General features: G+C 67.6%; 10 protein-coding genes. 8 read left to right on the forward strand and 2 right to left on the reverse strand.

Features of this window, described 5'->3' with window-relative positions; genetic code table 11:
* From VEY12_11890 to VEY12_11920, 7 genes are all read left to right on the forward strand, one after another.
* Positions 1 to 591, forward strand: a 591-nt coding sequence (locus VEY12_11890; GenBank protein HYM40818.1) for a bifunctional 5,10-methylenetetrahydrofolate dehydrogenase/5,10-methenyltetrahydrofolate cyclohydrolase, incomplete at its 5' end; no start/stop codon positions are given.
* Between the two features lie 43 nt (positions 592 to 634).
* Positions 635 to 1,960 carry a phosphoribosylamine--glycine ligase gene (purD, locus tag VEY12_11895; GenBank protein HYM40819.1) on the forward strand — a complete coding sequence of 442 codons (1,326 nt, stop codon included), beginning with the start codon at positions 635 to 637 and terminating at the stop codon, positions 1,958 to 1,960.
* Positions 1,961 to 2,221: 261 nt separating this feature from the next.
* Positions 2,222 to 2,839, forward strand: a complete 618-nt coding sequence (locus VEY12_11900; protein HYM40820.1) for a translin family protein — start codon at positions 2,222 to 2,224, stop codon at positions 2,837 to 2,839.
* 141 nt (positions 2,840 to 2,980) lie between these two features.
* Positions 2,981 to 3,871: an ATPase domain-containing protein gene (locus VEY12_11905; GenBank protein ID HYM40821.1), complete on the forward strand. Its 891-nt coding sequence runs from the start codon at positions 2,981 to 2,983 to the stop codon at positions 3,869 to 3,871.
* Positions 3,872 to 4,660, forward strand: coding sequence for a hypothetical protein (locus tag VEY12_11910; protein HYM40822.1), 789 nt, complete (start codon positions 3,872 to 3,874; stop codon positions 4,658 to 4,660). It begins immediately after the preceding gene.
* A 24-nt stretch (positions 4,661 to 4,684) separates the two neighbouring features.
* Positions 4,685 to 5,305, forward strand: a complete 621-nt coding sequence (locus tag VEY12_11915) for a hypothetical protein (protein ID HYM40823.1) — start codon at positions 4,685 to 4,687, stop codon at positions 5,303 to 5,305.
* Positions 5,305 to 5,916, forward strand: a complete 612-nt coding sequence (locus tag VEY12_11920; protein ID HYM40824.1) for a hypothetical protein — start codon at positions 5,305 to 5,307, stop codon at positions 5,914 to 5,916. Before VEY12_11915 ends, VEY12_11920 begins: the two co-directional genes overlap by 1 nt.
* Here the strand turns inward: VEY12_11920 and VEY12_11925 are convergent, their stop codons facing one another.
* The gene (locus VEY12_11925) at positions 5,917 to 6,693 is read right to left on the reverse strand and encodes a CARDB domain-containing protein (protein ID HYM40825.1); all 777 of its coding nucleotides are present in this window, start codon (positions 6,691 to 6,693) and stop codon (positions 5,917 to 5,919) included.
* Entirely contained in the window at positions 6,690 to 13,199 is a 6,510-nt protein-coding gene (locus VEY12_11930; GenBank protein HYM40826.1) for a carboxypeptidase regulatory-like domain-containing protein, read from the reverse strand. Before VEY12_11930 ends, VEY12_11925 begins: the two co-directional genes overlap by 4 nt.
* A 191-nt stretch (positions 13,200 to 13,390) precedes the next feature.
* Here VEY12_11930 and VEY12_11935 point away from each other — a divergent pair.
* The coding region (locus VEY12_11935; protein HYM40827.1) for a Trm112 family protein at positions 13,391 to 13,529 on the forward strand (139 nt) is incomplete at its 3' end.

Consider the following 13,529-nt stretch of genomic DNA (forward strand, 5'->3'; position numbering starts at 1 on the left):
CCCCTTCCCCCCCAGATGTCCACGGAGGCCGTCGTCCACGCGGTCGACCCGCTCAAGGACGTCGACTGCTTCCACCCCGAGAACGTGGGCCTAGTGCTCATCGGCAGCCCGCGGTTCGCGCCCGCGACCCCGGCGGGGGTCGTCGAGCTCCTCATCCGCAGCGGGAACGACCCGGGCGGGAAGGACGTCGTGATCGCGGGGCGGAGCAACATCGTCGGCAAGCCCCTCGCCGCGCTGCTCATGCAGAAGGCTCCCAAGGCGAACGCGACGGTCACCGTGGTCCACAGCGCGACCCGGGACCTGGCGGCCCACACGCGCCGCGCGGACATCCTGGTCGCCGCGATGGGCTCGCCTCACACGATCCACGCGGACATGGTCAAGGAGGGCGTGGTCGTCATCGACGTCGCGACGAACCGGATTCCGGACGCGACGAAGAAGACGGGCTACCGCACGGTCGGGGACGTGGACTTCGACGCGGTGAAGGAGAAGGCCAAGGCGATCACGCCCGTCCCGGGCGGCGTCGGTCCCATGACGATTGCGATGCTCCTCACGAACACGGTCCGCGCGGCCGAGCTGTCCCTCTCCGGCTGAACGAAAGGGCTTAAGGCGCGAGACCGGATGCGCGGGCGGGGCCATGCGCGTCCTCGTGGTGGGCGGAGGTGGGCGGGAGCACGCCATCGTCGAGGCGCTCCGGAGGGGCGGGGCCGAGATCATCGCGGCGATGGCCAACCAGAACCCTGGGATCGCCCGCGCCGCCAAGGAGGTCCTGCTCGGGGACGTCACCGCCGTGGACCGGATCGTGGCGTTCGCCACGGACCAGCGCGCCGAGCTCGCGGTCGTGGGCCCCGAGGCGCCGCTCGAACGGGGACTCGTGGACGCCCTCGAGGCGCGCGGCATTCCGACCGTGGGACCCACGCGGACCGCGGCCCAGCTCGAGACGAACAAGGAGTTCACCCGGGACCTCATGAAGACCTATGGGATTCCGGGCCTGCCGTCGTATTGGGCCTTCGACTCGTACGCGCCCTTCTCCGAGTTCGTTCTGGACAGCAACTTCGAGTTCGTGATCAAGCCCCTCGGACTCACGGGCGGGAAGGGCGTCCAGGTCTGGGGGGACCATTTCTCCTCCAAGGAGGGCGCCCTCGCGTACGGCCGGCAGATCCTCGAGAAGAAGATCGGCGGGCAGGCTCGCTTCCTCGTCGAGGAGAAGCTCGTCGGGGAGGAATTCTCCCTGCAGGCCCTCTGCGACGGGAAGCGGCTCGTGCCGTGCCCCCTGGTCCAGGACCACAAACGCGCGTACGAAGGGGATCGCGGACCCAACACCGGGGGGATGGGCTCGTACAGCGACGCGGACCACCTCCTGCCGTTCGTCTCCCGGCTCGACTACGACCAGGCCCTGGACACGATGCGGCGGACCGTCGAGGCGATGCAGGAGCGCGGCACGCCGTTCAAGGGCATCCTGTACGGGGGCTTCATGGCCACGAAGGACGGCCCCAAGCTCCTCGAGTACAACGTGCGGTTCGCGGACCCGGAGTCCATGAACGTGTTGCCAATCCTGGAGGACAACTTCATCGACCTCTGCATGAGCGTCGCCCGAGGTGGGCTGCCCCTGCGCGCCCACTTCGCGAAGAAGGCCACGGTCTGCAAGTACGTCGTCCCGCCGGGCTACGGCACGAAGCCCAAGGCAGGGGAGCAGCTCAAGGTGGACGAGGAGAGCATCCGCCGCACGGGGGCGAAGCTGTACTACGCCGCCGTGGACGAGCGGGACGGGAAGATCTTCACGACCACGTCCCGGTCCCTCGCGGTCGTGGGCATCGCGGACGACCTGGAGACGGCGGAAGGCATCTCCGAGGAAGCCCTCGCCTTCGTGGGCGGGAGCTTCTACGCGCGCCGGGACATCGGCAAGCCCGAGGTCGTCACGCGCAAGGTCGAGAAGATGCAGAAGATCCGCAGCTCCTCGTGACGGGAACGCTCTCGAGGTCGCCTGAGCCGCGGTCGACCGGGCGCCGCCCGGCACGTCGTGCGAGAGGAGAACCCGCTCCCCCCCCATCTGTCGGGGACCATGGGGCCACGACCATTACTATACTAATAGCCATATAATGGCTTTTCGCTCACCCCCGCGAAGGTGCCCCCTCATGGGGTTAACCTGTTAGCCATCCGGCTCGCGCCCCCCGGGGGACCGGGGTGGGAACCCTCAAGTACCTCCATGGCCCATGGGTCCGACGTGAAGAACCTGGACGACGTCGTCTCGGAGATCGAGGGCCGACTCGATGAGAAGGACGAGGTCCGCGAACTCGCCATCAAGTCGTCGCGGACCGTGGCCCGTCTGGCCGGCTCCGCGATCCAGGGGATGCACCGCGGCGACAAGGTCCAGGAGCCGCTGCAGGAGACCCACGAGGAGGTCCTGAAGCTCCGCAGCCTCCTGGACGGCCACCCCGACCTGCTCCACGCGGGGTTCGTCGAAAACGCGATGCAGGAGGCCTGCGAGGCCGCCCTGTTCCATGCGATCCTGCGCGGGGAGGACTTGCCGACACCCAAGGAGTGCGGCGTGACGGACACGGCGTACCTGCTCGGCCTCGGCGACGTGGTCGGCGAGTTGCGCCGCTGCGCGCTCACGGCCCTCCGCGACGGGGACGTGGGGCAGGCGTCCGCATTCCTGGAGCAGATGGAACGGATTCTGGACGCGCTCATGCGCTTCGACTACCCGACCGCGCTGGTCGCCCTCAAGCGGAAGCAGGACATCGCCCGCAGCCTGATCGAGAAGACCCGGGGCGAGGTCGCCGTCGCGGCCCGCAGCCACGAGCTCTCCAAGAAGCTCGACGCGATGCACGGGAAGCTCTGACTCCAGCCGGGCACCCTTCGTTCTCAGGGACGATTCCCAGGGCCAAGCGCTTTTAAAAAGGCCTCTTCATCGGTCGCTTCACCTCGTGCAGGTCGCCTGCCCGTCCCCCGATCCGGGGCACAGGGGCCTGGAGGGAGACCCATGGCGGACAAGGAGAAAGTGCCCAGCGGGATTCCTGGCCTGGACGACCTCATCGAAGGCGGTTTCTACCCCGAGTCGACCGTCGTCCTCCTGGGGTCGAGCGGTACGGGAAAGTCGACGTTCGCGGTCCAGTTCCTCATGGAGGGCATCGAGCAGGGCGAGCAGGCTCTGTACGTGACCTTGGAGGAACCGCCGGAGCAGATCATGCACGAGGCGGAACTCATGGGCTTCGACATGCGCAAGTACTACGAGAAGAGCCTCTTCTTCATCCACCTCAAGGGGAAGAATTTCAAGAAGATGATCGAGGAACAGCTGCCTCAGCTCGTCAAGGCCCGCGCGGACTACAACATCCCCACGCGCGTGGTCATCGATCCGATGACCCCGGTGATCTGGGCGACCGGGGACAAGCTCGAGCAGCGGGAGCTAATCGGGAAGCTCTTCTACACGCTCAAGGAGCTCGGCGTCGTCCTGTGTACGGTCGAGGAGCACTCCCGCCCCGGGGAGACGATCGGGGAGGACGTCCTCCTGCCCATCTACCTGTCCGACGGCGCAATCCAGCTGGAGTACTACCCGATCGGCGGCGCGTTCAACCGCACGCTCAAGATCCTGAAGATGCGAGGGGTCCACCACGGCGAAGGCGTGTACCCGTACCTGTTCGCGCGCGGGATCGGCATCGTGGTCCGCGCGAGCCCCGCCCAGATGCCCGAGGAGACCACCCGCTCGCACACGAAGACGTTCGACGAGGCCCTGAAGACCGCGGAAGCGCTCAAGGCGCCCGCGCGGGTCCTGGATCGCATCCGGCTCATGCAGAAGAACTGGGACTACGACTACTCGCCGGAGGAAGCCCTCCAGATCCTGTTCAACTCCTACGGGCTGCGACGGGGAGCCTAGATGCCCTACGCGGGGAAGGTCGACAAGACGATGGGGGCCGAGACGGTCGGCCACCTCAAGCTCCTGCTGGAGACGGAGCTCGAGCGGTGCCGCGAGGAAAACGGCCTCGACATCGCCATGTTCCTCGGGGTCGACGGGCGGATCTTCGCGTCCTCCATCCCGAACGAGCTGAACCCGCGGGAATACCGCCTCCTGAACCTCCTCAAGGGGAACCTGGCCCACATCTGCAACCAACTCAGCGGTCAGAACATGATGATGTCCGTGGAGCAGTTCGAGGCGGGCACGGTGATCATCGCCGGGGTTGGGGAGCGCGCGTTCCTGGTCTTCCTCACCACGAAACCCGTGGAGATCACGAAGATGCAGGGCGTCCTCGCGAACGTGGTGAAGACGGCGGTCGTCGTCCGCCACCTGTTCGAGGAGAAGCCCATCACGCCCGCGGTCCTCGCCGCATACGACGAGACCGTGGCCACGGAGCTCAAGCGGCTCACCCGCATCCTGTTCGTCCAGAAGTTCGGCGAGACCAAGGAGTTCAAGAAGAACAAGGAAATCGAGACGTTCTTCCGCCAGAGGCTGGGCTCCCTGATCGGCCCCGGGCCGCTCGAGGAGACGATCACCCTGGCGTACAACGAGGTGGGCACGTCGGCCGCGTACATGACGCGGGACCACTGGAACCGCTTCCTCGCCCTGCTCCTCGAGAAGCTCCGAGAGATCCGCGGCGACACGGTCGCGGACCGCGCGGAGAAGGAATGGAAGGCGCACCTGAATGACGTCCTCTCGTCCTTCGTGTGATCCCATGACCGGAGACCGGTGACCATGCTCGACGTCGCGCTCGCCTCCCTGATCGAGGACATGATCGAGAAGGCCGGCGCCGACGGCGTCGTCGAGTTCTGGCAGCGCGTCGGGGACGCCCTCGCGTCTCGGATGGGGAAGGAGGCCTATCTCGGGTGGACCTCGTTCAACGTGGCCGTGCGCGAGGGCCGAACCGCGTTCAGCATCGAAGGGGACGTCACACCGCTCACGGACATGGCAATCACGGACGTGGACGGCGACGTGGTCGGCTACCTGTACGCCATGAAGCAGTGCTGCTACGTCCCGACCATCTTCCGCACGCGGTACGCCACGGGTCGGATGAGCCCCGCGGACCGCACGGTCACCGAGGAGTACAACGCGAACGTCCACAACATCGCCGTCTGCAACTTCTGCGTCTTCCACGAGCGCTTCCGCGAGGAGATCGCCAAGAACGTGACCGTCTCGGGGAACCCGCTCGTGTCGTACCTGCTGGCCACGCGGGGCTGGAGCGGCGAGACCAAGATCTCCTCCAAGAACGTGGCGATGATCAACATCAACGAGGAACACGTCCGCGCGCTCCTCCGGAACTACGAGTGCGTGTACGCCCTCGTGATGCGGGGCGCGCGCCTCAAGGGGGGCCGATGATGCCCGCGGAAACTCACATGCCCGAGGGCAACCCGTTCGTGGAGATCGCGACCGCTCTGTTCCTCGAGGACCTCGCCTCCAAGGTGGGTGTCGCGGGCCTGAACAACTACCTCGTGAGCCTGGCGAAGAACCTGGCGAATACGATGCCTCTCGAGGAATACGCGTCGTGGCCCGAGTTCCTGGGCTCCCTGGTCTCCGGGCAGTCCATCCTGGCCACGTTCGAGGACGTTCAGCCCATCACGGAGCACTGCATGAGCACGGCCCGTTCGCCCTTCGACCGCGGCTGGCGCGAGTACGCGAAGCGCGTGGGATCCTTCGCCCCGGTGCACAAGGACGTGGCGGGCTACTACAACGCCAAGGTGCGGCCCACGGCCGTGACCTCGGTCCACATCGTCCTGCACATATTCCGGGAGACGGCCGCGAGCCGAATCAAGGTGGCCGGAAAGCGCGTGCGGTACGAGACGATCGCGACGGCCTGGGTCGACGGCGAGGTCATGCTGCCCCCGGCGGACCGGCTGGACGGCCTGCTCGCGCGGGCCGGGATCTCCAAGACGAAGCTCGGGATGCTCCTTCGGAACCACGCGGACGTCTGGATTCTCGAGTCCGAGTGATCACCGCTCCCCGCGCCGCCGCCACGCGACGACGCCGAGGAAGACGGGGATGAAGACCCCGATCGCCAGGAGGATCGCCCATCCCGACGCGGGCTGTTGCACTTGGCTGTAGAAGATCGTCGAGGTGACCGTCTCACCCCGCGCCGGGTCGATGATCCCGTCGTGGTCGAGGTCCGCGGACACGGTCAACGTGTGCTGGCCGGGGCTCAGCCCCACGGGCAGGTACGTGAACGTAACCGTCGCGTCCCCGTTCGCCGCGATGGACTTGAGGATGCTCGTGCCCACGAGGGTCCCGTCGATGTACCAGCGGACCGTGACGTTCTCGGCGGCGGTCGTGCCGCTATTGTGGAACGTCGCGGCCAGCACGATTCCCTTGAGGACCGTGATTGCGAACGTGGTCGTCACGTTCTCGCGGGTCCCGACCTTCGGGGTGGCGACGACGGTCACGGTCAGCGTGAGGCTCTGCTCCAAGGTGGGCGCGGTCACGTTTAGCCTGTACGACGTCCGGTTGCCACTGGTCGAGCCCGGGGACGTGGCTACGGGATTGCCCCCCGACGTGTTCGTGCCCGTGATTTGCCAGTTCAGGGCATACGTCGTGTTCCCGGTCGGTCCGCCCGTGATTGTGACGTTGTACACCGCGGTCTGGCTGGGGGCCAGGGCCGTCGGGCCCGTGATCGTCGCGAAGAGGGGGCCCGTGTCCGCCGAGACCGCCGCCGGGACGGCCACGACCGCAACCGCGAGCACGATTAGGACGAGGGCGAGGGCTCGCGCGCTCATCGCCTCCGCCGCGTGAGGAAGAGCGCGAGCGCCGCAGCCGCCACTCCGCCCACCACCGCGGCGAGGAGCAGCGAGTTCAGCGGCAACTGCAGGACGGTGCCGGGGCCGCTCACCCCGACGCCCGAAGGCAACGAGAGCGCCGGGAGCGTGGCCGTGTACGTGGTCTGCGCGGCCACGGACGGAGCCCCTTCGGCGGAGGCCGCCAGGGCGACCGTGGTTCCGCCATTTGCCCCGTTCAGGCGCAGGACGAGCTTGACCGTCGTCGAGGCGTTCGCGTCGACGCTCACGTTCGTGAGGACGAGACCCGCGGCCCGAGCGGCGCCCGAGCGGGTCAGGCCCGGGGTCCAGCCCGCGGCGGCGACGTCCGTCGGGTTCTGGATCGAGAGGTCCACGGCCTCGGGGGCGTTGCCCGTGTTGTGCACGTTGACCGTGTAGTTCAGGTACTGGCCGTCGAATGTGCCCGACGCGGGATCCACCTGCAGGGTCAGGCCGCGGGTCCGGACGATGCCCCCGGTCACCGCGACGCTCCCCTTCGCGTGGCTGTCCGCGGTCGAGGTCGCCGTGATCGTGACCGCTCCGTGGTTGACCAGGGCGCCGGCCGGAGTCTGGATCGTCACCGTGACCGCGGTCTCGTTCGCCGCGGTCCCGTAGTTCAGGGCCACCGTGGTGGGGAAGAACGTGAAGAACCAGCCCGCGGAGGCGCTCCCCGTCAGGGCGAAGGTGTCCTGGACGTTGCCCGTGTTCTGGACGCGGATCGTGTACGTGACGGCCCCGCCCGGGTTCACGGTCCGGTTCTGGGAGGCATCCCAGGTCAGGACGGCCGCCCGATGGTCCAGGCGTCCGAGCTGGAGGTTAACCACGGTGTCCGTCTGCAGGGAGAAGGTCGCGGTCCCCTCGTAGTCGACGACCACGCCCTGCTCCGTCTGCGTGCGGTCCGCGGTGACCGTATACGACCCCACGGGGAGGAGCGTCTGATAGTTGCCCGCGGCGTCCGTCCGGAGGCCCAGCTGGGCCGTCCCGGTCACGTTCACGGTCGCGGCCACGCGCGCCCCGGAGGGGTCCGTGGTCACGCCCGAGAGGACGAAGGCGGGCAGGAGGGAGACCGGGTAGGAGAAGGTGGTCGCATGGGGCACCGTGAGGGTCGCCAGGAACCCGGAGGGACCCGCGGCTCGGGTGGCGTACACGACGTAGGTCCCGGGGGCGAGGGACACGGAGTATGTGCCGTTGGACGCGGAGGCGGCCTGGGCGTTGAGCGCGCCGCCCGAACGGGCGATGAAGGAGAGGCTCGCGTCGACGCCGCCCCCGCCCAGGGAGACGAGCCCCGTCACGGTCGTGTTGTCGTACGTTCGGCTCGCCGGGAGATTGTACGTCAGGCTGGTCGTGCCGGGCGCGATCGTGAGGCTGCCCGCGAATGCGTACCGGTAGTACTGGGTCACGTTCCCCACCGTGGTGCTGCCCACGTCGTTCAGCTGCACCGAGTAGTTGCCGACGACGAGGACGGCGGAGAACGAACCGCCCGCGAGGCTCGAGGCGGGGAACGTGCCGCCCTCCTTGCGGACGAACGTGAAGGACAGCCGCGAGCTGACGGCCGTGCCATTGAACATGATCTGCCCCGCCACCATCGTGGCGGCGGACAGGGCGAGGGTAACGTTTCCCGCAGAAGGCACGGTCACGTTCGCCAGGACCTCGTACGGCGCGCTCCCGATCGTGCGGTTCGCGACGACGGAGTACGTGCCGGCCCGGAGGTACACGGAGTAGCCCGAGGCCGTGGTCTCGAGGGTCCGGTCGTCAAGCCCTCGGAAGTTGACCGTGGCGGGACCCGCGACGCCGCCCACGGTGACGTTCCCCTTGACAAGGGCGCGCGCGACGATGGCCAGGTTGTACGAGGCGCTCCCCTCGTCCACGAAGAGGACGACGTGGTCCGAGGCCAGATTCTGGTAGCGCCAGGCGCTCGAGGCGGAGGACACGTTCTCGTCGACCACGAGGTCGTAGCTGCCCGGGGCCAGGGAGAGGGAGAACGTGCCGTCCGTGAACGTGGTCCCGTTCACAGACAGGGCGCCCTCGCTCCGCGCGACGGCGTGAAGCCCAAGGGCCCGGTTCAAGATGGGCGTCCCGTTCAGGAAGACCGTGCCCGTCAGGGAGACGGGCGTGGGCGTCAGGGCGTACGTGACGCCCGAGCCGATTTCCGAGGGCGTGGCGGACGGGATGGAGTGGGGGGAGAATCCGGCCGCGGTAATCGTCCCGGAGTACGTCCGGTTGTCGAAGAGGGTGAGCGAGAAGGCCCCGCCGGGTCCGGAGACCGCGACGGTCCGCTGGCCCGTGTTGTCCACGAGGTCGATCCGGGCGCCCGAGATGCCCTCGCCCGTGTCGACCTTGCCGTTTCCGTTCATATCCCAGTACACGGTCCCGGACAAGGGGGTGCCGTTCCACAGGTTGAGGCTCAGGCTCGTCGCGGGTCCGCCGACGCTCGCAGTCCCGACCCACGCGTCGCTCGGGGTGTTCGCGACCACGGCGTAGGAGCCCGTGGGCAGGTACGCCAGGTACGTGTTGCCGAGGGCCGAACGCAGCCACCACTCGCCCGTGGCCCCCAGGAAGCCGATGTGGGCGCGGAGATCCCCGGACTGCCCGATGGCCGTGACGCTCCCCGTCACGCGCGCCCCGTCCACGAAGTTCGGGTTGAAGACGGTGGTCGCTCCTTGCGTGATCGCGAACTGACCGACCGTGGCGAACAACGAGCTTCCCTGGTACATGCGGCCGTTCACGTTCCACGTGCCCGCGGGGAGCGCGAGGCTGAAGTGGCCGTTGGCGTCCGAGGTGACCGTGGCGATCACGTAGTCCGTCGCGGACTCTTGGAACCGCACCGTGGCATAGGGCAGGGCGACGCCGAACAGCTCCGTCGTGCCCTGCACCTGGCCCGACGGCGTGAGGGTGAGGTTCTGGGTGAAGCCCAGGGCGCCCACGTCGAACCCGAGCGGGACGGAGGAGAGCTCGCCGGAGACCGCCGTCAGGGAGAAGTTCCCGGGCAGCACGAAGGGGAAGTCGTACACGCCCGTCGCGTTCGAGGTGGTCTGCCAGGTCGTGCGGTTCGAGGCGTCCGTGAGCGTCACGTTCACGCCGCCCATGGCGACGCCGTTCGCGTCGACCGTGCTCCCGTGGACCGTGGAGAAGGCAAGCCCGATGTCCTGCTTGCTCGGCGTCGTGGCCGTGATCGTGAGGTTCGCGGGGGTGAACGTGCGACCCCCGTACGCGACCGTGACCCGGTACGTGCCGGCGGGCAGGTCGGTCAGGGCGTAGGCTCCCGTGGGTCCCGTCGTCACCGTCGCGATCCGCTGGAAGTCCGCGGCGGCTAGGGTGACCGTCGCGCCCGCCGCGGCGAGGTCCCCGGCATCATAGACCGCGTTGTGGTTCAGATCGAAGTACACGGTCCCCTGGAGGGACATCGGGGTCACGTCGAAGTCGTGGGTCATGAGCCAGTCCGGGACGCCATCCCCGTCGAGGTCCTCGTTGACCCGGTTCGCCTGGTCCAGGGACACGGGGATCGTGACCGTGCCGAGCACGTTCGGGCCCACGAGGGTCCGGTTGTCCGCCTTGCCCGTGCTCGCGGTGAGCGTGACGTTCCCGAAGGGGACGATCGCGCTGTAGTGGCCCGCCGCGTCCGTGGTCGTCTCGAAGTGCGGCGTGCCGAGCTCGTCGGTCACCGTGATCCGGACGCCGGGCATGGGTACGCCGCCCACGGCGACCGTTCCGTTCACGTACGCGCCGGGGTAGTAGCGGAGGATCACGGCGCCGTTCTGGATCGAGGTGAGGGGGCTCATGTCCACGACGCCCGTGACCTTGCCCGCGGTGATCTGCTGCTGGAGCTTGGCCGCCTGGTCGTAGTTCACGGCCCGCCACGCGCCCGTGTGGTTCGAGGCGTCCGGGTACGGGTTGTAGTAGGCGGTCCGGTACACGAGCCGGAAGTGGGTGAGGTTCCACGCGGGCTCGGGCACGTACGCGGCGAGCGCTTGGTCCATGCCCGGGATCCCCTTGTCCGAGGAGCCGACCACGGAGGGCGAGTAGCCGACGTACGCGCGGTAGAACATGGAGTTGTAGAACATGGGCTGGTACTGGATCGAGGTCGAGGTGACTTGGTCCGTCGGGCTCACGAACTGGATGGGGAGGTTGTTCGCGGTCTGCGTGTTCGCGAAGAGCTGGAAGAAGTCGTACGGCATGACCTGGCCGTTCACGAGGTTCAGGACGCGGTGGTCCGAGAGCTTCGCGGGCGCGTAGAAGATCCCCGTGTTCGAGGCGCTGATCGGGAAGAGCCGCGTGTCCACCATGAAGTAGCCGATCGACGTGCCCGTGGCCGCGCTCACGGCCTGGTACAGGTTCACGAGCTGGTCCTCGCTCAGCCTCCCCAGGAGGATCTGGCCCAGGTAGATGTACGGCGCGTTGCCCGTCTGGAGGTTCGAGTCCCACGGCCCGTACACGTTCGGGCTGTGGAGGATGATGGGGATCGGGAACCCCGGGTTCCGGAACGTGTACGTGACCAGGTTCGGGTCGATCCCGTAGCCCGTCAGGATCTGGGAGACCGCGGGGCTCAGGCTCAGGCCGTGCGCGCGGTAGTCCCCCTCGATGATCCGCAAGGCCATGAGCCCGATCGTGGAGCTCTCGTTCTGGGAGAGGATGACCTGCCCGGAGATCGCGTAGCCGTTCTGGAACGGGTCCGCGACGACCGGGTGGCCGCCGCGCTCCGTGATCTCGAAGCCGTAGTCCCACCACGCGAGGACGGCCGGGCGGTCCAGGAGGGGCACGTTGGCGTCCTGGGTCGATAACCATTGGTACGCCGCCGGGAAGTACTGGGTCTGGTTCGGAAGGGAATAGCCGAAGGCCCCGAGGTAGAACGTGTTCCCGGATCCCGCGGAGCCGTACCCCGGTGCCCGGAGGAACGACGGGAGCAGGGACTGGATCTGCTTGTCGTAGATCCCCTTCTGTTCGTACGGGATGCCCGAGTCCACGGCGAACCAGACGTTGGGCAGAAGGACGAGACCCGCGATCAGGACGGCGACGATCACGTGCCGCGGCTTCACGCTCTTCCGGACCGCGTTCCGCCACGAGCCCTCCGCGAGGGAACGGTACGTGCGCCGCATCTCCTCGAACCCGAAGCGCGTCAGGACGAGGTCGAGGGCGTACCCGGTCGCGATCGCCATGACGGGGCCCGCGTTGAACAGGAACCGCGCGGCGGCCAGGGCCATGAAGAGGGCGCCCGCGGTCCAGAGGACGAGCATCGTGTACGCGGGGTTGTTCCGCTTGGGGATCTGGTACACCATGTAGCCGACGGCGAGGAGTCCGATCCCGAACGTTAACAGGCCGTAGTTCAGGATGAGCTCGGACATCCCGGGCTCCTGGGCCTCGGCGATCGTCTGGTACACCTTGTTCTTGACGAAGTACCCCGCGCCGCTGTAGAAGGCGACGAGGAGGGAGGGGTTCACCGTGAAGCCGATGAGGAGGCCCGCCCCGCCCGCGACGAACGTGGCGGGAATCACGATCGTCCACGGGTAGTCCCGGGTGACCGTGAAGATGAGCCCTAGCGCGCTCGCGACGAGGAACAGGTAGAACGGCACGTCCCACCACACGTGGATCTGGTTCCGAACGGAGTACCAGGGGAACGACACCAGGAGCGGCGTGGCCAGGATGATCATGAAGAGGATCGTGACGCCCAGGGCGTCCTGGTTCCGGATCCGGTCAAGGAGGACCTCGACCACGAAGATCAGGATCAGGATCACGGGGACGTACGCCCACCCCTGCCAGGATAGGGCGGTCACCGCGATGCTGAGGCCCGCCAGGAACGCGTACAGGACGCTGCTCCGGTTCTCCCGGAGGAACGCCTGGACGCCCGCGGTCACGGCCTTGCCCTGGAACCAGTTCTCCACCCAGCGCCGGCGGTTCAGGGTCTTCAGGGCGCGGAGGTAGAAGTAGAACGTGCAAATGACGAAGAACAGGGTCCACGAGTCGTGGACCGCGATCGTCGCGTGGCTGCGCTGGAGGGACGCGGCGCTGATCGTGAGCAGGAGGGCCGCAAGGATCCCCGCGCGGCGGTTGAACGCCTCCTTCCCGATCAGGTACGTGGGGATGATCGAGAGGACGCCGAAGATCGCGGCGTTCATGTTGAGCATCCAGACCATCGCGTCCCACGCCCCGCCCGGGAACACGGGGCTGATCACGTAGCCCCCGAGGAGGTTGAACCAGTCGAAGAGGGGCGGCCGGACGGCGGGGAAGCCGATCGGGTAGTTCATCGCGGCGTCCCAGCTGAGCTCCTTCCCCGTCTGGAACGAATAGAGCAGGGCGCGCTCCCAGTAGAACGGGTCGGAGCCGCCGGAGTAGTCTCCCCCGCCGGTCCAGTACCCCGCGGGCGCGAACTCGTTGTACACGAAGTAGACCCGCAGGAACAGCGCGAGGCCCAGGATCAGCACGAGGACGAGGCCGATGCGCCAGTTCTCGCGGAGCCAGCTCTTCCGTTCATCCACCGGGGCCACGACTCCGAAGAGGGTGCTCGATAAGGGACGTCCTATTTATGACTTGTCGGGTGTGCATGGAGGAGACCCGTTTCGAGCCGACGCCGTCCAGCATCCGAGGACGGCCAAGAGGTTTTTGGTCCGGAGGTCGAACGCTCCGGGACTCCAATGGGCTTAAGACGCGGCCCACCATGCGGGGGCCGATGAAGCGGGACCTCATGGAGATCCTCTGCTGCCCCGTGTGCAAGGGCGACCTCGAGCTCAAGGTGGACCTCGAAAAAGACGAGATCCTCGAGGGCTCCCTATTCTGCAAGGCGTGCAATCACCGCTACGAGATCAAGG

It is taken from the genome of Thermoplasmata archaeon, from assembly GCA_035632695.1.
Taxonomy (GTDB): domain Archaea; phylum Thermoplasmatota; class Thermoplasmata; order RBG-16-68-12; family RBG-16-68-12; genus RBG-16-68-12.